General features: G+C 58.4%; 22 protein-coding genes, 3 tRNA genes and 1 rRNA gene (1 of these 26 cut by a window edge). 8 read left to right on the forward strand and 18 right to left on the reverse strand.

Annotated features, from left to right (window positions below; genetic code table 11):
- The 4 genes from VSQ30_RS19375 to VSQ30_RS19390 all read left to right on the forward strand — a co-directional run.
- A 23S ribosomal RNA gene (locus tag VSQ30_RS19375) occupies positions 1-244 on the forward strand; it begins 2,594 nt to the left of the window's first position.
- Between the two features lie 69 nt (positions 245-313).
- Positions 314-389: transfer RNA gene (locus VSQ30_RS19380), tRNA-Lys, on the forward strand.
- A gap of 29 nt (positions 390-418) precedes the next feature.
- Positions 419-493, forward strand: a tRNA-Glu gene (locus VSQ30_RS19385).
- Between the two features lie 6 nt (positions 494-499).
- Positions 500-575, forward strand: a tRNA-Asn gene (locus tag VSQ30_RS19390).
- Positions 576-700: 125 nt separating this feature from the next.
- Here the strand turns inward: VSQ30_RS19390 and VSQ30_RS19395 are convergent.
- Complete coding sequence (locus VSQ30_RS19395) at positions 701-1,168, reverse strand: metallophosphoesterase family protein (RefSeq protein WP_334466695.1); 468 nt, start codon at positions 1,166-1,168, stop codon at positions 701-703.
- A gap of 82 nt (positions 1,169-1,250) precedes the next feature.
- Here VSQ30_RS19395 and VSQ30_RS19400 point away from each other — a divergent pair, with 82 nt between their 5' ends.
- From VSQ30_RS19400 to VSQ30_RS19410, 3 genes are all read left to right on the forward strand, one after another.
- Positions 1,251-1,511 carry a hypothetical protein gene (locus tag VSQ30_RS19400; protein WP_334466698.1) on the forward strand — a complete coding sequence of 87 codons (261 nt, stop codon included), beginning with the start codon at positions 1,251-1,253 and terminating at the stop codon, positions 1,509-1,511.
- Positions 1,512-1,551: 40 nt separating this feature from the next.
- Positions 1,552-2,046 (forward strand): hypothetical protein, encoded by a 495-nt coding sequence (locus VSQ30_RS19405; RefSeq protein WP_334466701.1) that lies wholly within the window; start codon positions 1,552-1,554, stop codon positions 2,044-2,046.
- A 128-nt stretch (positions 2,047-2,174) separates the two neighbouring features.
- Complete coding sequence (locus VSQ30_RS19410) at positions 2,175-2,522, forward strand: hypothetical protein (protein WP_334466704.1); 348 nt, start codon at positions 2,175-2,177, stop codon at positions 2,520-2,522.
- A 117-nt stretch (positions 2,523-2,639) separates the two neighbouring features.
- Here VSQ30_RS19410 and VSQ30_RS19415 read toward each other — a convergent pair whose 3' ends face one another.
- The 15 genes from VSQ30_RS19415 to VSQ30_RS19485 all read right to left on the reverse strand — a co-directional run bounded on the left by VSQ30_RS19415 (position 2,640) and on the right by VSQ30_RS19485 (position 19,087).
- Positions 2,640-3,881 carry a glutamate-5-semialdehyde dehydrogenase gene (locus VSQ30_RS19415; protein ID WP_334466707.1) on the reverse strand — a complete coding sequence of 414 codons (1,242 nt, stop codon included), beginning with the start codon at positions 3,879-3,881 and terminating at the stop codon, positions 2,640-2,642.
- A 20-nt stretch (positions 3,882-3,901) separates the two neighbouring features.
- Positions 3,902-5,413 (reverse strand): phosphohexomutase domain-containing protein, encoded by a 1,512-nt coding sequence (locus VSQ30_RS19420; RefSeq protein ID WP_334466710.1) that lies wholly within the window; start codon positions 5,411-5,413, stop codon positions 3,902-3,904.
- Positions 5,414-5,626: 213 nt separating this feature from the next.
- On the reverse strand, positions 5,627-7,300 hold the full coding sequence (locus VSQ30_RS19425) for a putative polysaccharide biosynthesis protein (RefSeq protein WP_334466713.1): 1,674 nt from the start codon (positions 7,298-7,300) through the stop codon (positions 5,627-5,629).
- Positions 7,301-7,550: 250 nt separating this feature from the next.
- Complete coding sequence (gene mutY, locus VSQ30_RS19430) at positions 7,551-8,612, reverse strand: A/G-specific adenine glycosylase (RefSeq protein ID WP_334466716.1); 1,062 nt, start codon at positions 8,610-8,612, stop codon at positions 7,551-7,553.
- A 131-nt stretch (positions 8,613-8,743) separates the two neighbouring features.
- Complete coding sequence (locus VSQ30_RS19435; protein ID WP_334466719.1) at positions 8,744-9,748, reverse strand: Gfo/Idh/MocA family protein; 1,005 nt, start codon at positions 9,746-9,748, stop codon at positions 8,744-8,746.
- 22 nt (positions 9,749-9,770) lie between these two features.
- A complete protein-coding gene (locus VSQ30_RS19440; RefSeq protein WP_334466722.1) occupies positions 9,771-10,628 on the reverse strand; it encodes a sugar phosphate isomerase/epimerase family protein in 858 nt (285 codons plus the stop codon).
- A gap of 246 nt (positions 10,629-10,874) precedes the next feature.
- Complete coding sequence (locus VSQ30_RS19445; protein ID WP_334466724.1) at positions 10,875-11,786, reverse strand: acyltransferase domain-containing protein; 912 nt, start codon at positions 11,784-11,786, stop codon at positions 10,875-10,877.
- Between the two features lie 21 nt (positions 11,787-11,807).
- Positions 11,808-12,260, reverse strand: a complete 453-nt coding sequence (gene dtd, locus VSQ30_RS19450) for a D-aminoacyl-tRNA deacylase (RefSeq protein ID WP_160642792.1) — start codon at positions 12,258-12,260, stop codon at positions 11,808-11,810.
- 220 nt (positions 12,261-12,480) lie between these two features.
- Positions 12,481-13,503, reverse strand: a complete 1,023-nt coding sequence (gene tsaD / locus VSQ30_RS19455) for a tRNA (adenosine(37)-N6)-threonylcarbamoyltransferase complex transferase subunit TsaD (RefSeq protein WP_334466726.1) — start codon at positions 13,501-13,503, stop codon at positions 12,481-12,483.
- A 4-nt stretch (positions 13,504-13,507) separates the two neighbouring features.
- Positions 13,508-13,978, reverse strand: coding sequence for a ribosomal protein S18-alanine N-acetyltransferase (rimI, locus tag VSQ30_RS19460; protein ID WP_334466729.1), 471 nt, complete (start codon positions 13,976-13,978; stop codon positions 13,508-13,510).
- Positions 13,957-14,403 (reverse strand): arsenate reductase/protein-tyrosine-phosphatase family protein, encoded by a 447-nt coding sequence (locus VSQ30_RS19465; protein ID WP_334466732.1) that lies wholly within the window; start codon positions 14,401-14,403, stop codon positions 13,957-13,959. Before VSQ30_RS19465 ends, rimI begins: the two co-directional genes overlap by 22 nt.
- Before the next feature lie 600 nt (positions 14,404-15,003).
- Positions 15,004-15,879 carry a sugar phosphate isomerase/epimerase family protein gene (locus tag VSQ30_RS19470; protein WP_334466735.1) on the reverse strand — a complete coding sequence of 292 codons (876 nt, stop codon included), beginning with the start codon at positions 15,877-15,879 and terminating at the stop codon, positions 15,004-15,006.
- Positions 15,880-15,937: 58 nt separating this feature from the next.
- Entirely contained in the window at positions 15,938-16,549 is a 612-nt protein-coding gene (locus tag VSQ30_RS19475; protein WP_160642787.1) for a regulatory protein RecX, read from the reverse strand.
- Positions 16,549-17,721, reverse strand: coding sequence for a recombinase RecA (gene recA / locus VSQ30_RS19480; protein ID WP_160642786.1), 1,173 nt, complete (start codon positions 17,719-17,721; stop codon positions 16,549-16,551). Before recA ends, VSQ30_RS19475 begins: the two co-directional genes overlap by 1 nt.
- Positions 17,722-17,980: 259 nt before the next feature.
- Positions 17,981-19,087 carry a Gfo/Idh/MocA family protein gene (locus VSQ30_RS19485; protein WP_334466739.1) on the reverse strand — a complete coding sequence of 369 codons (1,107 nt, stop codon included), beginning with the start codon at positions 19,085-19,087 and terminating at the stop codon, positions 17,981-17,983.
- A gap of 152 nt (positions 19,088-19,239) precedes the next feature.
- Between VSQ30_RS19485 and VSQ30_RS19490 the strand changes: the two genes are divergently transcribed.
- Positions 19,240-19,860, forward strand: coding sequence for a Crp/Fnr family transcriptional regulator (locus VSQ30_RS19490; protein WP_334466742.1), 621 nt, complete (start codon positions 19,240-19,242; stop codon positions 19,858-19,860).
- A gap of 47 nt (positions 19,861-19,907) precedes the next feature.
- Here VSQ30_RS19490 and VSQ30_RS19495 read toward each other — a convergent pair whose 3' ends face one another.
- Positions 19,908-20,477, reverse strand: coding sequence for a uridine kinase family protein (locus VSQ30_RS19495; RefSeq protein ID WP_334466745.1), 570 nt, complete (start codon positions 20,475-20,477; stop codon positions 19,908-19,910).
- A 159-nt stretch (positions 20,478-20,636) separates the two neighbouring features.
- The gene (locus tag VSQ30_RS19500; protein ID WP_334466747.1) at positions 20,637-21,209 is read right to left on the reverse strand and encodes a GNAT family N-acetyltransferase; all 573 of its coding nucleotides are present in this window, start codon (positions 21,207-21,209) and stop codon (positions 20,637-20,639) included.
- Positions 21,210-21,219 lie beyond the last annotated feature (10 nt).

The following is a 21,219-nucleotide window of genomic DNA, read 5'->3' on the forward strand; positions in this document are numbered from 1 at the left end:
TACGAGAGGACCGGGATGGACACACCTCTGGCGCACCAGTTGTTCCGCCAGGAGCACGGCTGGGCAGCTATGTGTGGAACGGATAAACGCTGAAAGCATCTAAGCGTGAAGCCGCCTCCAAGATTAGATATCCCATAGCGCAAGCTAGTAAGGCCCCTTGTAGACTACAAGGTTGATAGGCTGCGTGTGTAAGCATGGCAACATGTTCAGCTTGGCAGTACTAATAGGCCGAGGGCTTGACCATAGTCTTTTTTTTGAGCACCTACTCTGGTGCCTCAGCTTCCAGCTTTATTCAGTTTTTAGGGTACAATTTGCACCATTAGCTCAGTTGGTAGAGCACCTGACTCTTAATCAGGGTGTCCCGGGTTCGAGTCCCTGATGGTGCACCATTTTGAAAAGCTGGCGAAAGCCAGTTTATGGCCCGTTGGTCAAGCGGTTAAGACAGCGGCCTCTCACGCCGTTAACGTGGGTTCGATTCCCGCACGGGTCACCAATATTTTCCTCCTTAGCTCAGTCGGTAGAGCATGCGGCTGTTAACCGCAGGGTCGTTGGTTCGAGTCCAACAGGGGGAGCCAAAGCTGGAATTTTGTTTCCAGCTTTTTTTATTTGCCAACGAGCATTTTAGTTTCTCGAAGAACGAATATGCAGTGAAAAAATCCGGCACGCCTGGGCCTTTCCAAGCTGTACCGGATTTTTTGTTTTATGGCAGCTTTATAAGGTTTGTCACAATTCCCTGGGAGGTAATGTCCAAGGTGCCGTAGCTTGCCTGCCAGCCGCTTAGAGAGCCGGGATTCATAATATGCAACCCCTCTTCATAGTCTGTCAAGGCGCGGTGGGTGTGACCAAACAGCAGCACCTGGGCTTTCTGCTCCCGGGCGGCGCACACAGCGTTATAAAGCCCGGATTTCACCCCGTAGGCATGTCCATGGGTATAAAAGACCTTTACACCCTCAAACTCCCAGAGGCCGGTTACAGGCAGTTCAGAACCCCAGTCGCAGTTGCCCCGCACCTGCAAAAACATCTTCTCCGGAAAGCTGGCTTTAAGCCGCTGCGCCTCCACCTCCCCGTCTCCTAAGTGGATAACCACTTCCGCCTTGGGCTGGGCAAGGATAGCCCGGCGCAGGGAGATGCTGTCCCCGTGGGAGTCTGATACTACTAAAACACGCATAACGTCACACCTTTTCACTTGAAATTCATCAATTTCCCACCCTGCGCATAGTATAGAAAGTATGGGAAAGGAGGGAAGGCTTATGGATAAGCCCCACAATACGCAAAACAAACAGTTGGAAAACCTTTTGCAGGTTACAGCCCAGCGCATGGGCACCACCCCGGAGGACTTAAAAACCGCCGCCCAGAACGGCGACCTGTCCCGGATGATGGGGAACATGGGCGCGAAGGAGAGCGCCGCCATGCAGAAAGTGCTTACTGACCCGGAGGCGGCAAAAAAGCTGCTTTCCACGCCCCAGGCGCAGGCACTTTTAAACCTTTTAGGCGGCGGGAAACAGAAATAAAAGCAGCCTGAAAAACCGGGGCAGGAAAGGAGGCGTCCCTGTGGAAGATCTTTCCCAGCAGATTAACAATATTTTGTCAGACCCTAACAGTATGCAGCAGATACAAAGCGTCATCAGTTCCCTGGGGCTGGGGGACACCGGGCAGCAAAAGCAGCAGGCGCCAACTCAGCAGCCAGCCACAGGAAGCGCTGGCAGTACGCCAGACCTTTCTGCCCTGGCAGGAATGCTGGGGGCGCTGGGCAATCATCAGGCTGCAAGCAGCCAGCAGAGCCAGCCCCAAAACGCACTGGCAAGCCTGGGGGGCCTTGGGAGCAACACCCAAATGCTGGGTATGCTCACAAAGCTTGCGCCCCTTTTAAGCCAGGTGAACCAGGAGGATGACTCCACCCGCCTGCTCTATGCCCTGCGCCCGCTCCTGGGGGCAGAGCGCCAGAAGAAGGTGGACGAAGCTTTGAAAATCCTGCAAATGATGCGCCTGCTGCCTCTCTTAAAAGAGAGCGGCGTGTTTTCCGGCCTGCTCTCCGGGCTGATCTAGTGGGCGCATTACCAATCTTCAAAGGCCTTTCTGCGCCCCTGTACGCAGAAACTAGCGCATGGCAGGAAGCTTTTATGTTCCTTTATTGCTTTTTATAAAATTCCAGATGAAAGCGCAGGTGAGGGGCTATGCCCGGTGAATTTGACATGAGGCGGATGCAGGAGGAGGCGGCCCGGCGGGCCAGGGAAATGCAGTCCCGGGCGCGGATGCCCCAGCCCCGGCACACCCAGGGAGAGGGCAGGCCCTCAAAAGAATCCCCCAAAGAGCCGCCCAAGGCCCCGGCGGAAGCGCCCCCGCCACCTGAGCCAGCCCCTGCCCCCCAAGGCCGGCCTGTCCAGGCAGAGGGGGCAAACAGCTTGCTGGAAAATCTGTTCAAGGATAAAGAGCGCACCATCATCCTGGCCCTGCTGATCCTGCTGGGCAGCGAGGAGGGAAATCAGGAGCTGCTGTTTGCCCTGCTGTTCCTGCTCATGTGAAAAAACCAGCGGCGCGGGCAGGGACGGGCACTGAAAGGTTTTTGAAGATTGTCAAGGAACTTTTTCCTTAAAAAAGTTCCTTGACCCGCCGGAGGCAAAAAGCGCGCCCCAGCAAGATTACCGCACCTGCCCGCTTCCCCGAATGAGGAACTTGTGGGAGGTAAGGGCCTGAAGACCCATAGGCCCCCGGGCGTGCAGCTTCTGGGTGGAAATGCCGATTTCCGCCCCCAGGCCAAATTCGCCTCCGTCCGTAAAGCGGGTGGAGGCGTTTACATATACGGCAGCGCTGTCCGCCTGCTGGAGGAAGCGCTGGGCATTGGCATAGCTCTCGGTGACAATGCACTCGCTGTGCCCGCTGGAATACGCCGCAATATGGTCAAGAGCTTCCTCCAAAGAATCCACCACCTTTACAGCCAGAATATAGTCCAGATATTCTGTGGCCCAGTCCTCCTCTGTGGCAGCCAAAGCCTCCGGCAGGATAGCCCGCACCCGGGGGCAGCCCCGCAGCTCCACCTGCTTCTGGGAAAGCCGCCGGGCCATGAGGGGCAGGGCCTTGTCCGCAATGGCACTGTGGACAAGCACAGTTTCAATGGCATTGCATACCGAGGGCCGGGAGGTTTTGGCGTTAAAAATAATCTCCGCCGCCATGTCCAGGTTGGCGGATTCATCTACATACACGTGGCAGTTGCCCACCCCGGTTTCAATTACAGGCACCTTTGCCTGCTCCTTCACAGCCCGGATAAGCCCCGCACCGCCCCGGGGGATAAGCACGTCCAAATAGGCGGTAAGGCCCATCAGTTCCCTTGCCGCCTCCCGGCCCGGGTCTTCCACAAGCTGCAAACTGCCCAAAGGCAGGCCTGCCCCTGTAAGGGCGTCACACAGCACCCGCACAATGGCCTTGTTGGAGCAAAGGGCCTCCTTGCCGCCCCGGAGGATAACGGCGTTTCCCGCCTTCAGGCACAGGGCGCAGGCGTCGCTGGTCACATTGGGCCGGGCCTCATAAATAATGCCCACCACCCCCAGGGGTACGGTAATTTTCTGGATTTCCAAACCGTTGGGCCGCTTTTCCCCGAAAAGAACCTGCCCAATGGGATCCGCCGCCTTTGCCACCTCTTCCATAGCCGCCGCCATGGAGGCGATGCGCTCCGGGGTCAGCCGGAGCCTGTCCAGAAGGGCGGGGGTGAGGCCCTTTTCCTCCCCCGCCGCCAAATCTTCCCGGTTTGCTATGAGGATTTCCTCCTCATGGGCCAGCAGCGCCTGGGCGGCTTTCATCAGGGCCGCTTCCTTTTCCGGGCCTAAAACTGCCAGGGTGCGGGCGGCTTTCCTGGCCAGCGCCCCCATTTCCTCCAACTTTGTCATCCGCTTTCCTCCTTGCCGGTTCACGCCCGCTCCAGGGGGGATATGTCAACGCCTTCCCCATGGGAGCGGAAAAAGCCTAACAGCTTCTCCTTTATCTGTTCTGTCCCGCCGGAAGCGTCGCTCTCTATGTTCAGGGGCAGGATGGGATCGTGAACGGAAAGCCGCAGCAAAAACCATCCTTCCCCCTCCCCCTTGGGGAAGGAGACCCGCAGGCCTTCCCGGTTGTCCGGGGCAATCTGCCAGCTTTGGGCCTTGGCATATGCCTCCAGGCTGTCAATCAGCTTCTGGCCGCAGGCCCGGAAATCCTCTGCCAGAATGGGCAGGCGCACTTCCTTTTCCTCCACAGCCTCCCGCAAAGGGGCCAGCAGGGATTTTAAATCCTTCCCCTCTTTGCGCAAAGCCGCCAGCTTGATGATGATTTTCGTCACCAGATAGGCCCCGTCGTCCAGGAAATAGTTTTCCCGCATGGCGGCGTGCCCGCTGGTTTCGATAGCCAGGGGGCAGTCTGTGCCCTCTTTGTTTAAGCGCAGGGCCTCGTTTATCACATTCTTATAGCCCCGCTTAAAGCGGTGGTGCCGTCCCCCCAGGGTTTCCTCAATGTAGGTTTTCAGGCCGTCGGAGGTGATGGAATCAGTGACAATGGTGCCCCCCGGGGCCTTTTCCAGGGCTATGGCGGAAGCAAGGGCCACCAGGCGGTTCCGGCTGATTTCCTGCCCTGTGCTGTCCACTGCCGCGCCCCTGTCCACGTCTGTGTCGAATATCACGCCCAAGTCTGCCTTTGCCCGCACCACAGCCTGGGAAATGGATGCCATAGCCTCCTTGTCCTCGGGGTTGGGGATGTGGTTGGGGAACATGCCGTCCGGCTCTAAAAACTGGCTGTCGGAAACGTCTGCCCCTAAAGGCTCCAGCACCTCCCCGGCATAAAAGCCCCCGGCCCCGTTGCCTGCGTCCACCACAATGTGCAGGCCCTGTAAGGGATGGTCATAGTCCTCCCCGTTTACCTCCCGCTTAATCTGCTCCCGCAGGCCCAGGGCATAGGTTTGCATATGGCAAACCTCTTCCCAGGCGCCGGGGCACTCCTTTTCCGGGCACAGGCCTTGCTGGGCATACGCCAGGATTTCCGAAATGTCCGGGCTGTCCAGCCCTCCTTCTTCTGTAAAGAATTTCAGGCCGTTGCGGTAAAAGGGATGGTGGCTGGCGGTTATCTGCACCGAGCAGTGACAGGGAAGGTTTTTCACCGCCATAAACATGGAGGGGGTAGAGGCAAGGCCGCAGTCCAAGCCCTGCACGCCATACCGGATGAAAACCCTTTTCAGCGCCTCCAATATCCGCGGCCCGGAAATCCGGGAATCCCGGCCCACCGCTATCCGCAGGCCCTCTGCCGGATGGCCCAGGCGCTTTTCGCACCACTTGAGGAAGGCCCCGGCAATGGCCTCCACTACCTCGTCTGTCAGGGTGACAGGCAGCCCTTGGGGATTTTCACACGCCTCCCCCCGGATGTCTGTGCCGCTTTTCAGTTTGCTGTATTCCATATGGAACCTCCTTTTTCCTGCAAGACCTTGGGGCTTTGCCCCAAACCCTACAACCCCTTTTGAAAAAGGGGTTGATCTGAAAACTATGTTTAAAATATTATAAAACATAAAAATATAGAAAAGTTGCGCGGTCAAGGGCCGACCGAGCCGGCAGGCGAGACAGGCCCCTTGTGGGATGTGGGGGGCGAAAATCGCCAGTGGCCTTGCATCCCCTCACTGCCCATGCCGCGCGCCCCTGGGGCCTTTCGCAGGCTTTTGCCGCATGTGCCGGGGCCGCACCTTCTTTTTCACCTTCAGCATCCGGGCCAGGGCTTCCCCCTTGGGCAGCATGGCCACGTCGTCATAACTCACCGCCCGGAACGCCACAATGCACAGGACATATACCCCCACAGCCACCATAATGGCTGGCAGCAAAGCAATCCGGGGGCTTACAAGCAGGCACAGGCCATAATAACAGCCATAGGAAACAAGGCCCATCACAGCGGAGGAAAGCAGGATGGGCAAAGAGATGCCAATCACGCTGTCCATGTTGGGCAGGCTTCCCTTAATGGCAATGAAGTTTAAAACCATCATCACAAAGTAAGCCGCCGCTGTGCTGATGGCGGAACCCATGGCGTTAATCTCCGGGATGCCTGCCAGCGCATAGGAAAGGGCTATCTTGATAATGCCGCCTGCCGCCATGTTCAACACAGGGATAACAGGCCTGCCAAAGGACTGCAAAATGGCGTTTCCCGTATACAGGGTGGCGTTAAAGGCAATGGCTACGCTGAGCATGGAAAGCAGCGGCGCTGTGGCGGCGGCTGTCTCCGGCCTTCCGGCTAAAAGCAGGCCGCAGATAGGCTCCGCGAAAATGGCCATCCCCACACTGGCGGGAATGGAAATCAGCAGGGTCACCCGCATGGACACAGAGGAAATCAAATCCACCGACCGCCTGTCCTTAGAGGCAATGGCCCCGGAAAGGGCAGGCAGCAGGGAGTTTGCAATGGGGATCACAAAGGCCCCGGGCAAATCGAAAAATTTCCGGGCATGGCCCAGCATGGCCCGCAGGCTCTCCGAGGCCTCCTGGGTGAAGCCCGCCGCGTTTTGCAGCCTGTCCATAATCACTGCGGAATCCACAGAGTCCAGCACGCTTAAAAAGCAGGAGCCTAAGGTGATGGGCACCGCAAAGCGGGTGAGGAGGATAAGCAGCTCCTTGCGGGAGCGCATAGGGGAGTCGTCCTGGCTTAAAACCGCCCTGTCCCGGCGCTTCTGGCGGATTTTAGAAAACACCAGGTACAGCATCCCTAAAAAAGCGCTGACCGAAACCCCCACAATGGCCCCCACTGCCGCCCACATGTGGGAGTCATACTGCCGGAGGATGAACACCGCCAGCCCCACGCCGATAACCACCTTGGTAATGGCCTCAATGCTCTGGGAAATGGCTGTGGGCACCATGTTGGAGCGCCCTTGGAAATAGCCCCGCAGGGCGGACATAATAGACAGGAAGAACAGGGTGGGGGCCAGGGCAACAATGGTATAGCTGGCCCGGGGGTTGTTGTAGAACCCGGCTATCTGGTTGGAAAAGAAAACCATCAGCAGGGCGCCCAGCAGCCCGATGGAGAAGAACAGCCAGAAGGCTACGGCAAACACCCGGTCTGCCTCCCTTTTGCGGCCCTGGGCATAGGCGGTGCCCACCATGCGGGAAACGGCAATGGGCAGGCCCGCGGTGGAAAGCATGAGAAACACAGCGAAAATATCATAGGCTGTGTAGAAATAGGACATGGCGGAAGGCTCTATAATGTTCGCAAGGGGAATGGAAAACAAAAGCCCCAATATTTTTACAAGCAAAGTAGAGGCAGACAAAATTGCCGCCCCTTTCATAAAGCTTTGTTTCTTTTCCTGTGCCATAAAGTCTCCTGCCGTCTTAAAGGGTTGCGCCCAAATCTTGCGCTGGACTTGTGTTTGCATTGGATATATTGTACCCCAAACCTGGAAAAAGGTCAATCTTTATGGGATTAGTTTTCGCAGGGAAGCGGAAAATTTGCAGGGCAGGATAGTTTTTCCCAAAGCCTGCCGGCAGGGGGATGCAGCCCTGAAAGCGGCGGGAACCATGCGCCGCCTTTATCCGGAAGGCCAGCCCCCTCCGCGCCCGGGGGTTTTATGGCTCCTCTCCCAGCAGCCGGAAAAGCTCCGCCCGGTACGCTTTGAAGGCGGAAGGCAGGGTGATATCCCGCCGCAAATCCGCCCCGCAGGCCCAGAAAAAACCAGGGCATGGCGCATCCACTTCCCCGGCCCAGCCCGTCATGCGCCACTCCAGGTGGGTGAACACATGGCGGGCGCTTTCCAGCCTTTCCAGGGGGCAGGGCTTCGCGCCCCACTCCAGCAGGACCCCCCGGGCTTCCTCTTCCGTAAGCCTCCCCTGCACGCCCGGCAGCTCCCACAGCCCCGCCAAAAGCCCCTTTTCGTCCCTTTGGCGCAGGGCGGCCCGGCCCCCGCAAACCAGCAGGAACACCGTCCACTCCTCCACCCGCCGGGGCTTCTTCTGGGCCTTTACCGGCAGGGAGCCTTCCACCCCCAAGGCCCTGGCTCTGCAAATTCCTTCCAGGGGGCAGCTTTTGCAGGCGGGGTTCCCTCCCGGCAGGCAGATAAGCGCCCCAAGCTCCATCATGGCCTGGTTAAAATCCCCTGCCCGGCCCTGGGGCAGGATGGCGGCTATCTCCTGCTCCGTCTTTTTCTTCACCGCAGGGGACAGGATGTCCTCCTCCCGGCACAGCAGCCGGGATACCACCCGCAGCACATTGCCGTCCACTGCCGGGGCCTGCGCCCCGAAGGCAATGGACGCCACAGCCCCCGCCGTATAGCTGCCCACCCCCGGCAGGGCCAGCAGCTCTTTCACAGTGCCGGGGACTTCCCCGCCATATCGCTCCGCCACCAGCTTTGCCGCCCTGTGGAGGTTCCTGGCCCGGCTGTAATAGCCCAGCCCCTCCCATAGCTTCAGCACCTGTTCTTCCGGGGCCTCTGCCAGTGCCTCCACTGTGGGCAGCGCCTCCATAAACCGCTGGAAATAAGGCTTCACCGCCTCCACCCGGGTTTGCTGCAGCATAATTTCCGACACCCACACCCGGTAAGGCCTGGGATCCTCCCGCCAGGGCAGCACCCTGGCATTTTTTTCATACCAGGCAAGCAGCAGGCCAGGCGCTTGCCCCAGTATATCCTCCATCCCTGCCCCTCCTTTCCCAACCTTCTGCCCGCCGCGTCCGGCCCGCAAACAGAGGGGGCATGGTTCCATGCCCCCTCTCCGCGCCTTTGCCGCGGCGCCGTTTTGAAAAAACGGCGGTTTGCGGCCCGGTTCTATCCTTCCCGGGCGCTCTGATACACCGCCAGCATCAACTCCATCGTGTCCCGCACCCCGGGGATGTCGTTGGGGAAAGGCTCTCCTGCCTGCACGCAGCGGTAAAAATCCCCAATGCACAGCCCATGGCTGTTGCCCCAGTAGGCCTTGCCAGCCCCGGGGTCGCCTCCCTGGGGGAAAGAGCGGTGCTCTGTCCTGCCATCTGCCCAAAGCAGGGTGACGTTCTCCTCCTCCATGCGCAGGGTGGCGTTTTCGCACACCAGCTCCAGCATCACGGGGGAGTTGGCGCAATAGGCGGTGGTGGCGTAAAACAGGGCAGTGCGCCCCGCAAAGTCAATGGCAGCCTCCAGGGTATCCTCCACCTCGATAACGCCCTTTAAGTGCCTGTTTGCCATGGAGGCCTCCGCCCCGCTGGGTTTGCCGAAAAACTGCACCAGTAAATCCAGCGTGTGGATAGACTGGTTAATCAGCGCGCCGCCGCCTTCTGTCGCAAGCTTCCCCCGCCAACCGCTTTCCGTATAATAGGCCGCGTCCCGGCTCCAGGTGACAAAAGCCCTGCCGCCTAAAAGCTTTCCCGGTTTGCCGCCTTCCAGCAGCTCCCGGAGCAGCCGGACGCTTGGGTTATAGCGGTTCTGGAAGCACACGCCAACGCGCACGCCAGGGATATCCCCCAGGCTGGAAAACGCCTGCCACTGCTCCCGGTCTATCACCGGGGGCTTCTCCGTGAAAACGTGGATGCCCCGCTGGGCGCAAAGCTTTGCCATAGGGGTGTGCAGGTAATGGGGGGTACACAGATGCACCACCTCCGGCTGCTCCTTTTCCAGCAGTTCCTCTAAAGAGCTGTAAGCCCTGGCCCCGAATTTCTCCCCAAAGGCTTGCGCCCTCTCCGGGATAATGTCTGCGCAGGCAATCAGCTCCGCTTCCTCCATGTCCCGCAGCACAGCCCCATGCACCTGGGCAATGCCGCCGCAGCCGATAACCGCGCTTTTCAACCTTCCTTCCACAAGCTGTCCCTCCCGTTTTCCATTATTGCGCCGCCGGTATTTCCTGTAAAATACCCCGCAGCGCGTCCAAGGCGGTTTTCCAGGCGACCTTCCCGTCGGTTTCCTCCCGCTTCTGGGCGTGCTGCTCCAGAGCGGCAAGGCCCATAAAGTCTGTTAGGTGCGGCTCCAGGGAGAGGAAGCCCGCAAAGCCCCCGGCAATCAAATCAGATAAAATCTCTTTCACGTGCCCGTCCCCCTTTCCGGCGGGCACCACCCGTTTTTCTTCTGCCAGGCAGTCTTTCACATGGATATAGGCAATATAGGGCTTCAGCATCTGGTAAGCTTCCAGGGTGTCCTGGCCCACCTCCACAAAGTTGGAGAAATCGAAAATCCCTTTAAAATGCGGCCCGTAAAAGGCTTTCATCAACTCCAAACACCGGGGGGCTGTGTCCCCGTAAATTTCCTTTTCGTTTTCGTGGAGCAGAACCGCGTCCCAGCGTCCCGCTTCCTCCGCAAGGGCGCCCACCCGGCTGAAAACCTCCTCTTTGCAGTCCGCCGGGGATTTCCCCTCCGGCAGGTAAAAGCTGAACATCCGCAGGAAAGGCGCGCCCAGCTCCTTCTGGATTTCCAGGGTGCGCTTAAACTTTTCCATGTGCCCTTGGAAATCGTCCGCTATGTTGATTTTCCCAATGGGCGAGCCAATGGAGGACACCTTGATTCCGGCCTCCGCCAGCTTCCCCTTCACCTCCCGCAGCTTCTCCGGGGTGAAATCGGAAACATTGATGCCGTCTGCGGCCCGCAGCTCTATGTAGCCCAGACCAAATTCCTTCACAGCCGCAAGCTGCTGGTCAAAGCCCGGGGCAATCTCATCTGAGAACCCGGATAAAATAATTTTTTCCATAAAAATCGCCATGCGATACAGAATACGCACAAAAAGAGATGAAATATCAACCTTTTGTGCCCGGTATCTTTCCTTTCCTTTGTATTTTTCACACGAATGCCCTTTCTCGGTTTTTCGGTCAGCCATTCCCTTGGGGAATGGTTACCTTTCTTTCAAAAAGGCTCGCAGGGGTGCGGGGGTGAGCGTCTGCCAGTGGCAGACAAGATGCGAACCGACCGAGCCGGCAGGCGAGACAGCCCCGAGGTCTTACACGTTCACAATTTCCTCCCCGTCAAAAATCAGGATCCCCAGCCCCTCCCCGGTGGTGCCGCCGGAAAGCAGGTGCTGCTTAAAGGCCCGGCGCATGGAGGTGTCCTCTGGAAGATCTGCGGCAGGCAGGGTGTGCTGAGGCCCGAACACCCGCCAGGCGTCTCCGAATTCCTCCGCGTCCGCCTTGATGATGTCAAAATCAGACTGGAAATCTACGATATTGGAGCCAGGCTTCAGGATTTTCTTATACTCCGGGTACAGCAGCCAGGAATGGCACACGCAGAAAAGCGGCCCCCCTCCCAGCTCTTCCTTGAAAAAGGCATAGGCCTGCCGGTAGGAGTCCATCCGGGCCTCCCTGTTAAACGGCTCGCCGCTGGAGGGGATGTGGATGCTTTTCACCTTGTCCCCGGGGCGCAGGGAAAAGCCGTTTTTCTCATAGGCAGGGCCGTCGTAGGCGCGGTTTTCATACTCCAGCCGGCCCAGCTTCACAATGTCGCAGGAATAGAAAATGGGATACCAGAAGGCCACAAAGGTGCCCCACACATCGTGGTTTTCCTTGCACTCCAATGCTTTATAGCGCAAGTCGGAGAAGGTGGCCCAGAAAATGTCCTCGCCCACGCCCTTCTTTTCATAGTCCCCTTTGGCACGCTTGGCCCCCTGCATGAGGAAAAGCATCCAAACGGTATAAGGGCTTAAAGCGGCTTTCTCTGCCATGGCGTCAATGGCGGGCTGGGCATCCTTTGTGGAAAAGCCGTTCTGGTAAAAAGCGTCCAGGGCCTCTAAAAGGGCCGGAGCCTGCCCCTTGTCCTCCATTGCCCGGGCGCTTTCCAGCAGGCTTGCTTTGGCTTCCTGGGGAAAGCCGGTTTTGTCCATAAGCAGCGCCATAAAATCCAAATCCAAGTTTTTCACGCAAGTACCTCCCGAAAAGTTTTATTTTCCTATTTTCTCTGTGTCGATAATGATATTCACCGGCCCGTCGTTTTCCACCAGCACGTGCATGTGCTCCCCGAATTCCCCGGTTTCCACCCGCACCCCCAAAGCCCGGGCCTTTTCCACCACCCGCTCATACAGGGCTTTTGCCAGCTCTGGCGGGGCCGCCATGTCGAAGGAGGGCCTGCGCCCCCGCTTGCAGTCTGTGCCCAGGGTGAAGTTTGACACCACCAGCAGCTCCCCGCCTACGTCCAGCAGGGAGCGGTTCATCTTGTCCGCCTCGTCTTTGAAAATCCGCAGCCCGCAGATTTTCTCTGCCAGGAAGTCTGCCTGGGACTCCCCGTCCCCCTGCAGCACCCCCAGAAAGGCTACAAGGCCCTCCCCGATGCTCCGGGGGCTTAGGCCCTCCACTGTGAGGACTGCCCGGTTTACCCGCTGCAATACAACCCGCATATTTATCCCCCTTTTTTGCTCCCGGCTGCCCGGGAAAAATCCCCCGCTGGTTTCTGGATTTTTGCCGCTTTTTGTCAAGGGACAATCCTGTTACAGGTGTGACAACTTGTTTACAAAACAGCAGGTTTTTGCTTTATTTTACCAGTTTTAACACTTTGTTCACAATCGGTTTTGCAAGAAACCCAGCCCCATCCTGCAAAATGGGGCCGCCCCGAAGGCCTTACGGCTGTCCCGCCGGAAAGTCTATGGGCATGTTGGGGGAGGCGTTCAAATCGGCTCCCGCCCGGTTCCCCGCCAGATATTCATAGTAGCCCTGGCTGGCTATCATGGCCGCGTTGTCCCCGCACAGGGGCAGGGCAGGCAGGTACAGCTCTTTCCCTGCCTTTTCGCACAGCGCCCCCAGCTCCCGCCGCAGCAGGCGGTTGGCAGACACCCCGCCGGCCACAGCCAGTTTCTTCATGCCCGTCTGCTCTGCCGCCTTCATAAAGGCTGTTGTCAGGCTGGCCACCACCGCCTGCCTGTAGCTGGCGCACAGATCCGGGATACTGACTTCCTCCCCTTTCTGTTTGGCGTTGTGCAGCAGGTTCAGCACCGCTGTTTTCAGCCCGGAAAAGCTGTAGTCCAGGGGCGCGCCCGCCACATGGGGCTGGGGAAGCTTATAGGCCTGGGGGTTGCCCCCCTCCGCGATTTTGTCCAGCTCCACTCCCCCTGGATAGGGGATACCCATGGCGCGGGCGGCCTTGTCAAAAGCCTCCCCTGCCGCGTCGTCCCGGGTGCGGCCCAGCACCCGCAGGCAGGTGTAATCCTCCACCGCCACAATGTGGGAGTGGCCTCCTGACACCACCAGGCACAGGAAGGGAGGCGTAAGGCTGGGGCTTGTGAGATAGTTGGAGGCCACATGGCCCCGCAGGTGGTGTACCGGGACAAGGGGCAGCCCGGCGGAAAGGGCCAGCCCCTTGGCGAAATTCACCCCCACCAGCAGCGCTCCGATAAGCCCCGGGGCGCAGGTGACGGCTATGCCGTCTATCTGGGAAAGCTGCTTCCCGCTTTGGGACAGGGCCTCCTGCACCACCCCTGTAATGGCTTCGCTGTGCAGCCGCGAGGCGATTTCCGGCACCACGCCGCCGAACACCCGGTGCCGCTCAATCTGGGAAGCCACCACAGAGGAAAGTATCTGCCTTCCGTCCTCCACCACAGCGGCGGCAGTCTCGTCGCAAGAGCTTTCAATGCCTAAAAGAATCATATGCCTATGCCTCCCCTGTTAAATCCAACTGCAAAAGCAGGGCGTCCTCTGCAGGGCGGGTGTAAAAATTTTTCCGCCTGCCTGTTTCCCGGAATCCCAGCCCTGTATACAGGGCGATGGCGGCGGTGTTGGAGGGGCGCACCTCTAAGGTGAGGAAAGCGCCCTTTTGGGCAAGGGCAAAGTCCCGCAGGGCCAGCAGGATGGCCCGGGCCGCGCCTTTGTGCCTGTGCTGGGGGAAAACCGCCAGGTTGTCCAGGTAAAACTCCCCGCAGGCAAAGTGCATTCCCCCATAGCCCCAAACTTCCCCGCCCTCTGCTGCCGTCAGGAAACAGGCGTTGGGGTTGGAAAGCTCCTCTCCCAGGGATTCCTGGCTCCAGGGTTCTGAAAAGCACAGGGCTTCCAAGACCGCCAAAGCTTCCAAGTCCCCCTTTTCCATAGGGCGCACCTCCAGGCTCATGGCCTGTCTTCTATCCAAGGGGCAAGCTTGCCCCAGAACTTTTGCAGCTCGTCCCGCAGCTTGTCCCGGCACTGGCGGTAAACCTGCAGATCCTGCCCAAAGGGATCGGCAATAAAGCCGGGGACGTATATCCGCTCCGGCAGCGCCCCGGCCTGCTCTAAAATGTACCCGTGGGTTTTGGACATGGTGAAGAACACGTCCCATATGGGAATCTCCTCCCCGGAAACCCGCCGGGCCTTGTGGCCGGAAATGTCTATTCCCAGCTCTTGGCAGGCCAGCACCGCGTTTTCCGCCGCAGGTTCCCCCTCCACCGCGGAAAGCCCCGCGCTCTGGCACAGTACCTGCCCCTTTGTGCCGGACTGCTCTGCCATCTGCCGGAACAGCCCTTCCGCCATAGGGCTGCGGCAGGTGTTGCCTGTGCATATGAATAAAATTTTTATCATGCCGCTTTGTTTCCTTTATTCAGTCTTGGTTTTTTAAATGCTTCCCGCTGTATGCGCAAAGCGCGCTGGTATATGCCCATCGCCCGCCTGACCGGAGGGAAGAACCGGGCGGGGCAATTTTATAATCAAATATAATAGCTTACAGCTATTATACCATAACCTTATCCGGAGTTCCCGATACCCCTGCGAAGCAGGGGGCGAGCGCTGTGCGCGAGAGGGATACTCCCAAGTGTTCGTCAGAACACATTATACCATATCCAGCCATGCATTTCCATATCCTCTTAAAAATTAAGACAGAAAGAGCCGCCTGCCAGGCTTCGTCCCGGCAGGCGGCTTTGCTCTGAAATTACAGATAAATGCCTGTGGTGCGCAATTGGTTTTACTGCTGTTAAGGCAATACCGCCTAGGGCTTGTTTGAAAAATCGCAAACACCGTCTTTTTGTCCAAAACGTGCGTTTTCTGTGTTGGAAATCCTCGACAGGCGACAGCCTGTCTTGCGGTTTCCGCCTTGAAACCGCCTTGTTTTGTCTCAAAAACTCGGCACTTTCTCTATTTTCAAACAAGCCCTAAGGCGGAAGCAGGGAATGGTGCGGTGTTGCCTTAAGGCCTTTCGCACTGGTCTGCCAGGAAGCGCCCAGTTTTATAGAGCAGGGCAAGGGCGTCGGGCACCAAAGGCAGGGGGAATTTTTCCAGGAAGTGATCTGCCTCCAGGGTGAAGTCCCCTTCATAGCCTATTTCCTTCAGGGCTGTGACCAGGGCGGAGAAATCGATCTTGCAGGTGAAGGGCATGGTGTGGGAGTCCTCCAGGAAATCGTTGTCGTGGACATGGAGGGCCTGCAGGCGCTTCGGCCCCATGGCCCGGATAAAGCCGCCTAAGTCCTCGTCTGTCAGGGCGGTGTGGCCTACGTCCAGACACCCTGTTATCCAGGGGCTGTCTGCCTGGTCGATATAGGCGCAGAACTCCTGGGGCCGGGAGCAGGCGCTGTCGATAATGCGGTTTGCCACAGGGTTTTCCTGCCACATGTTTTCGCAGGCTGCTTTGACGCCGAATTTTTCGCAGTAAGGCACAAGGCGTTTGTAAAATTCCTCGTTCATTTTTTGCAGCTCTGCCGCGTGGGTGATATAGGGCAGGTGGTGCTTGGGGTGTACCACAATCACCTTGGCCCCCAGGATGGAAGCGGCCTCCATAGAGCGCACAATGGCCTTAAAGCGGCGGTCGTCGTCCTCGGGGTCGCCGGTGGAGGAGGCGAAGGGGGCGTGGGCCTGGTTGCAGGCAATGCCGGCTTCCTCCGCCACAGCCCGGAGGGACTGGGCATATTCCCGGAAGTCCGGGCCGTTTATGGGATACTCGGGGTTTTCAAACATGGGGAAAAAGCTGAAGTCATAGGCGTCAAAGCCTGCCTTTGCCAGCATGCGGATGGCTTCTGCCTCGCCATAGGCGCGGCCCAGGAAATCGGTTTGCGTGGATAATATCATGGCTGAATCCCTTCTTTCATCATACATGTGTATCGTGGTTTTTGGGGCGGGGGCCGCTTTATTCCGGCTCTATCTCCATGGCCCGGCGGATGTCGGTGTAAGCGTATCCCAGCCGCTGGAGGGCGGCAAAGGCCCGGCGGCGCACCTTTTCGTCCTCCTGCCAGCCGGGATATTTTTTAAAGAGCAGGGCCTGCATGTTCTCCAGGGCCGCGTCCTCGTCTGCATATTCCGCCAGAAGCTCCCCTATCAGCTCTGGATCTATGCCCTTTTGGCGCAATTCCTGCTTTACCCGCATAACGCCGTACCGCTTGCGGGTGAAAAGCTCCTGGGCATAGCGGCGGGCATATTCCTCGTCATTTAAAAGCCCCAATTCCTCCATGCGGTCTGCGGCGGCCTCTGCGGCCTCCCGGCTGGCGGCGGTGCGGGCGATTTTTTCCGTCAGCTCTTTTTTGGAGTGCGCCCGGTGCTCCAGCAGGTACAGGGCCTTTTCCCTGGCCCTGTGGGCATCGGAAGCCTGTATCAACTGGTGAAGCTCTTCGTCGTCCAGCTCATCCCCCAGACGCAGGCCGGAGCGCAGGAAGGTTTCCGTATCCACTTTGACAGCCTGCTCCCCGTCTATGTAAAGCTGGGTCAGGCGGTGGCGGCGTGGTTCTGCTGCTGTCAATTCCATCAGTCGTCCACCGTAATGTCAATGCTGGGCTTTTTCGGGGCGCTTTTAGCGGCGGGGGCCGGAGGTGGCGCTTCCAGGGCAGGGGCTTCCGGCAGCGCCACCGGCTTCACGCCGCCCTTTGCAGGGCCGTTGTCGTACAGCTTGCTGACATTTTCCCGCACCAGCTTTTCAATTTCCGCCGACACCTCCGGATGGGTTGCCAGGTAGTCCTTGGACTTGTCCCGGCCCTGGCCGATGCGCTCCCCGTTATAGGAGAACCAGGCCCCGCTTTTCTGGACGATTTCAAGCTGTACGGCAATATCCAAAAGCTCCCCTGTGCGGGAAATGCCTGTACCGTACATGACATCGAACTCTGCTGTGCGGAAGGGCGGGGCGATTTTATTCTTGACCACTTTCACCTTTGTCCTGGCGCCAATCATGTCTGTGCCGTTTTTAATGACCTCGCCTTTGCGCACCTCCACCCGCACAGAGGCATAGAATTTCAGCGCCCTGCCGCCAGGGGTGACCTCCGGGTTGCCGTACACCACGCCTACCTTTTCCCGGAGCTGGTTGATGAAGATGGCCACGCAGTTTGATTTGGAGATGGCGCCTGCCAGCTTGCGCAGGGCCTGGCTCATAAGCCGGGCCTGGAGGCCCACATGGGTGTCGCCCATGTCCCCCTCGATTTCCGCCCGGGGCACCAGGGCCGCCACGGAGTCCACCACAATCACGTCGATGGCATTGGAGCGCACCAGGGCTTCCGTAATCTCCAGGGCCTGCTCCCCGGTGTCCGGCTGGGACACCAGCAGGCTTTCCACGTCCACCCCCAGGTGCCCGGCATAGACAGGATCCAAGGCGTGCTCCACGTCAATGAAAGCGGCGTTGCCCCCCATTTTCTGGCCCTCGGCAATGCAGTGCAGGGCCAGGGTGGTTTTGCCCGAGGACTCTGGCCCGTACATCTCGATGATGCGCCCTCTGGGCAGGCCGCCTATCCCCAGGGCCAAATCCAGGGACAGGGAACCGGTGGGGATGGCCTCCACGTTCAGTTCGCTGTCCTGGCCCAGGCGCATGACAGCCCCTTCCCCGAACTGCTTCTTGATTTGGGCCAGGGCTGTTTCCAGGGCCTTGGCCTTTTCCTCCGGCTTTACGTCAGAGGCCCGGGTGCTGATGGGCGCCTGCTTTTTTTCTGCCATATGCGTAAACACTCCTCTGTCTTGATTTCTATTGCTGATTATACTCCATATTCCCTCCAAAAGCAATGTGTTTCCGGAAAATTCACGAACAAATGTTTTAAATATAGGTAACGCAATTCAACAGAGGTAGAACACCTCTTTTCAAGTGCGTTACCTATAAAAACCCCCTGCCCCTTGCACAGCCATAACGCGGCAAAAGGAAAAAGGCCAGGAGGAATGCCCTCCCGGCCCTTCTTTGCTGAAACGGATTTCCCGCTTTTTAGAAACGGATTTCCTGCTTTGTCCTGTCAGCCTCATAGATGGCTTCCAGCACCTTGGTGACCACCAGGGCTTCCTCAGGCTTCACCAGCGGCTGGGTGCCGTTCAGGACTGCTTCCAGCCACTGGCGGTTATCAGCAACGCCTGCGCTGCCGGCGGCCCCGTCGAAGAAGGCGATGGCTCCTGCAGAGGAAATGCTCTCCTCCATAAGCTGGCCGTTGCGGCCCCGGTTATAAATCAGCTCGTCCTTGGCATAGCTCATGCCAGAGCGGATTTCCGCGCCTGCCAGGGTGCCGCACAGGGTGGTGCTGGCTTCCCGGGACTCCAGCATATTGATGGCCCAGGAGGACTCCAGGGAGATGGCTGCGCCGTTCTTCATGCGGATAAAGCCCATGGCGCTGTCTTCTACCTCAAAGGTTTTGGGATCCCACGGCCCGAAGAGGTTGCCTTCGGTGGCCTGCTCCAGCTCGCCCAGCTTGTAGAACACAGAGCCGGTGACGCTTTCCACGTCATAGTTGTTCATGCACCACAGGGTGATGTCCAGGGCATGGGTGCCGATGTCGATGAGGGGGCCGCCGCCCTGCTTGGACTTGTCCGGGAACACGCCCCAGGTGGGCACGCCCCGGCGGCGGATGGCATGGGCCTTGCCGTAATAGATATCGCCCAGCTCGCCCTTGTCGCAGGCTTTCTTCAGGTTCTGCACTTCCGGGCGGAAGCGGTTCTGGTAGCCGATGGTGAACTGCTTGCCGGACTTTTTCCAGGCGTCGATCATCTTCTCCGCGTCGGCGGTGTTATGGGCCATGGGCTTTTCGCAATAGACATGCTTGCCAGCCTCAAAAGCAGCCACTGTGATGGGGCAGTGGGCCACGTTGGGGGTCAGCACATGGACAACCTCAACCTCCGGGTTTGCCAGCAGGTCATGGTAATCCTCGTAGACCTTGGCGCCCTCTGTGCCATACTCCTTGGCGGCCTTCTCTGCCCGCTCGGGGATGATATCGCAGAAAGCCACTACCTCGCACAGGTCGCTGTTTGCCTTCATGGCAGGCAGGTGCTTCTGGTTGGCAATGCCGCCGCAGCCTACAATGCCGATTTTCAGTTTTTTGCTCATAATTTGCTCCTCCTGTAGGGATGGGTATCGCGTACCCGTATTCTCAGGGAAATTATACCATATCTGCCTTGACTTTTATTGTGTCATATGGCACAATAAGAAAAAATTTACCGGGCTGTGCAAAAATATATGGGGAAAGGGACGGCGGGCATATGGAACAAATCCGGGACAAGGCTTTGCTGGAACGGCTGATGGAGGAAAAAGGCATAGGAGGGTTCTTTTCCGGAAGCCCCCAGGGGTTCCGGCTGGTGGGCTACAAAAAGCACGAGCTGCTGGCAGCCCCCGACCGTCCGCTGAAAGAGTTCCTCTTTATTTTGGAAGGCTCTGTGCGGGTATACGGCCTGCGGGAGGACGGCGGGGATTATTCCGTGGCCCAGGGCGCGGAGCAGGATATGCTGGGCATGATGGAGTTTGTGCGGGAAAGCCAGCCTGCCCTCTATACGGAGGCCCTGGAGGACACCCTTTGCATAGCGCTGCCCATAGAAAAAAACAGGGCTGTCCTGGAAAAGGACAGCCTGTTCCTGCGGCGCCTGCTGGAGTATTCTGTGCGGCTGGTTATGCTGTCCGCTATGGCAGGGCGCCCGGGGCAGCGTTTGGCGGAGAAGGTGGTGGCCTTTCTCCGGGACGTCCAGCCGGATCACACCCTGTACAGCATTAACGCGGGGCTTTTGCAGTTCCGCTGCAGCCGCAGGCAGCTTCAGCGGGTGGTGAGAAAGCTGTGCGAGGACGGGATTTTAAAAAAGGTGGGAAAGGGGAAATATCAACTGCGGTAAGCGCTTCCGCTGCAGAGGGAAACGCCTCTGAAGGGGGAAGGCTGCGCTTACAGCAGCCCAGCTTTCTTTTCGATGAAGCAGGCGGCCACGTCTACCGCCTGGGAGTTGTCCAGGGTGCCGTTTACCACCAGATCCGCGTGCCAGCGGGTAGGCTCGATAAGCTCGTTGTGCCGAAAGCGCACGGTGTCCAGATACCGCTCTGTTACCTCCTCAAAGGTCTGGCCCCAGGCCATGAACCGGACAATGCGGCGGGCCAGGCGCTCGTCACTGGCAAGATCGACGAAAATTTTCAAGTCTGCCCGCTCCCGGATATCGTCCAGGTACAGGGCAAAAAGGCCCTCTGCCAGCACAAGCTGGGCATCGCTGCCCTCGGCCGTAACCCGGGCAAAGTCCTCATACATGCGGGGCAGCTCCAGGGTATCGGGGTGGTTGTGCTCCACATATTCCTTGCGGGTGATGGGGGCAATGGTATGGGGCGGCTCCTTTTTGAAATAGGAATCCATGTGGAAGGCCGCCGTTTTGCACCTGGGGGCAAAGACAGCCTCCAGGCGGTCTGTCAAGGTAGACTTGCCGCTGCAGGTGCCCCCGGCAATAGCCACAACATAGGGCTTGCTCATCGCAATACATTCCTCTCTTTTGAAAATGGGAAAATATCCCTTACCGGGGCGGCTGCGGGGAGTGACCAACCGCGCGTTTTATGCCTCCGGCGGTGCAGGGGCTTTGCCCCTGCAAACCCCACAAACCCTTTTAAAAAGGGTTTGATCCTAAAATTAATTTTACAAATTTATTGGGTTCTGTTTATAAACTCTGTGATTTAGACACTCCTGCGGCTGTGCCTCCTCCCGCAAAAGGGAGAAGATCATGTCATCAAAGATTTCGCCCCTGGGTGTGGCTACAGCCTGGCGCAGGGTTCCCTCATGGGTGAAGCCCAGCTTTTGCAGCAGCCGGGCAGAGGGCCTGTTTTCGGAAAAAACCCGGGCGGCAAGCACCTGCGCCCCCAGTTCCTGAAAGATATAGGGGATAAGGGCGGAAAGGGCTTCGGTCATATAGCCTTTGCCAGCGGCGGATTCCGTTAGATAATAGGACAGGGTGAAGGAGGCAAGGCCATGGCGCAGATCGTCCGGCTCCAGCCAGACCCCTCCCAAAAGGGCGGAGGTTCCCTTTTCCTCTATGTAAAAGGTGCGCCGGGCCTTTATTTCCTCTTCCACCTGCTTTTCCATCCGGGGCAGCTCCCAGGGCTTCATGGGGTTATACCGCAGCACATAAGGGCTGTTGCGTATTTCCAGCATGGCAGGAGCGTCTGCCATCTCCGGCCGGCGCAGGATGAGGCGTTCTGTTTCAATGGGCATAAGCTTCCCT

It is taken from the genome of Acutalibacter sp. JLR.KK004 (assembly GCF_036941085.1).
In the GTDB taxonomy this organism is placed as follows: Bacteria; Bacillota; Clostridia; order Oscillospirales; family Acutalibacteraceae; genus Acutalibacter.

Bases quoted from the DNA above. Each gene is read 5' to 3' on its own strand.
- VSQ30_RS19465 (WP_334466732.1), bottom strand. From the start codon at position 14,403: ATGATAAAAATTTTATTCATATGCACAGGCAACACCTGCCGCAGCCCT.
- VSQ30_RS19420 (WP_334466710.1), bottom strand. From the start codon at position 5,413: ATGGAATACAGCAAACTGAAAAGCGGCACAGACATCCGGGGGGAGGCG.
- VSQ30_RS19470 (WP_334466735.1), bottom strand. From the start codon at position 15,879: ATGATATTATCCACGCAAACCGATTTCCTGGGCCGCGCCTATGGCGAG.
- VSQ30_RS19410 (WP_334466704.1), top strand. From the start codon at position 2,175: ATGCCCGGTGAATTTGACATGAGGCGGATGCAGGAGGAGGCGGCCCGG.
- dtd (WP_160642792.1), bottom strand. From the start codon at position 12,260: ATGCGGGTTGTATTGCAGCGGGTAAACCGGGCAGTCCTCACAGTGGAG.
- VSQ30_RS19415 (WP_334466707.1), bottom strand. From the start codon at position 3,881: ATGACAAAGTTGGAGGAAATGGGGGCGCTGGCCAGGAAAGCCGCCCGC.
- tsaD (WP_334466726.1), bottom strand. From the start codon at position 13,503: ATGATTCTTTTAGGCATTGAAAGCTCTTGCGACGAGACTGCCGCCGCT.
- VSQ30_RS19485 (WP_334466739.1), bottom strand. From the start codon at position 19,087: ATGAGCAAAAAACTGAAAATCGGCATTGTAGGCTGCGGCGGCATTGCC.
- VSQ30_RS19440 (WP_334466722.1), bottom strand. From the start codon at position 10,628: ATGGAAAAAATTATTTTATCCGGGTTCTCAGATGAGATTGCCCCGGGC.
- mutY (WP_334466716.1), bottom strand. From the start codon at position 8,612: ATGGAGGATATACTGGGGCAAGCGCCTGGCCTGCTGCTTGCCTGGTAT.
- VSQ30_RS19490 (WP_334466742.1), top strand. From the start codon at position 19,240: ATGGAACAAATCCGGGACAAGGCTTTGCTGGAACGGCTGATGGAGGAA.
- VSQ30_RS19495 (WP_334466745.1), bottom strand. From the start codon at position 20,477: ATGAGCAAGCCCTATGTTGTGGCTATTGCCGGGGGCACCTGCAGCGGC.
- recA (WP_160642786.1), bottom strand. From the start codon at position 17,721: ATGGCAGAAAAAAAGCAGGCGCCCATCAGCACCCGGGCCTCTGACGTA.
- VSQ30_RS19400 (WP_334466698.1), top strand. From the start codon at position 1,251: ATGGATAAGCCCCACAATACGCAAAACAAACAGTTGGAAAACCTTTTG.
- VSQ30_RS19475 (WP_160642787.1), bottom strand. From the start codon at position 16,549: ATGGAATTGACAGCAGCAGAACCACGCCGCCACCGCCTGACCCAGCTT.
- VSQ30_RS19395 (WP_334466695.1), bottom strand. From the start codon at position 1,168: ATGCGTGTTTTAGTAGTATCAGACTCCCACGGGGACAGCATCTCCCTG.
- VSQ30_RS19500 (WP_334466747.1), bottom strand. From the start codon at position 21,209: ATGCCCATTGAAACAGAACGCCTCATCCTGCGCCGGCCGGAGATGGCA.
- VSQ30_RS19425 (WP_334466713.1), bottom strand. From the start codon at position 7,300: ATGGCACAGGAAAAGAAACAAAGCTTTATGAAAGGGGCGGCAATTTTG.